Here is a 783-nt window from a genome sequence, read left to right as displayed (position 1 = left end):
TTGCGGGAGTGGATGGAGTAGCTAGCCCTGCACAGAGTAGTTTTGATCCCGCAGTGACAGCGCGCCGTGTGGGCGCTGCTGCGCTATGAGCGCGTTTACGACACGGCGGCTTGCGCCTGAATAGAATTGGTCGACCAGATGCAGGTTAGCTCATAATGTCTGCGAGTGGTGAGAGGAAGATGGCCTGCCAGTCGATCGCCGGCGCTTCAGCGCCGCCACGGTGTCGGGCTCATCTCCTTGCCAAAAGACCTTGCCGAGCTTGCTGCGGGTGATCGGCTGCAAGTAGGCGTTGCTGGACAGAAACGGCATCTCGGTCGGTAACAAGCCGGCGGCCGGTCGCGGCGCTCGGCGCCGTCGTCTTCCCCCAGGCGCCATGACGAGGCGCGGATCCACTGATCGCAATTCCTGTCGGTGTCCGGTTTCGCCAGCCTGCGCGACCTGCCCGATCTCGAAAAGCTCGAGGATGCCGGCCTGCTGAGCAAGGACACGCTCCTGGCTGAGGAGATCCCGATCGGCGGCGACGCGGGGAGGGCGCCTCAGAGCGCGACGACTTCTCGTTTGAGGACTCGGATCCGACCGGTGGAACTGAGCCTTGAGACGGCGCGCGCTAACAAGGCTATAGTTGGGACCACTAAGAGCCGGATTTAAAAGGAGTTGAGCGATATCAGCAGGTTGTGATTCCCGTTTGGTGCTGAATCAAAAGGGGTTTCCGATGGCCTGGACCGATATCGCTCGCGCCGAGCATAACCGTGATCGGCTTCGCTTTCCAAGTGATCTGACGGA

The 783-nt window shown here is 61.2% G+C and carries 1 pseudogene; it reads left to right on the top strand.

Annotation, left to right across the window (positions count from 1 at the left end):
* Window positions 1-402: 402 nt before the first annotated feature.
* Window positions 403-648, top strand: a pseudogene (locus AC1D34_RS38110) (hypothetical protein); the annotation flags it as partial.
* Between the last annotated feature and the right edge of the window lie 135 nt (window positions 649-783).

It is taken from the genome of Allobosea sp. P1_A7 (assembly GCF_056406775.1).
The sequence above is the reverse complement of the archived record's forward strand: the minus strand, read 5'-3'. Positions and strand labels throughout refer to the sequence as shown.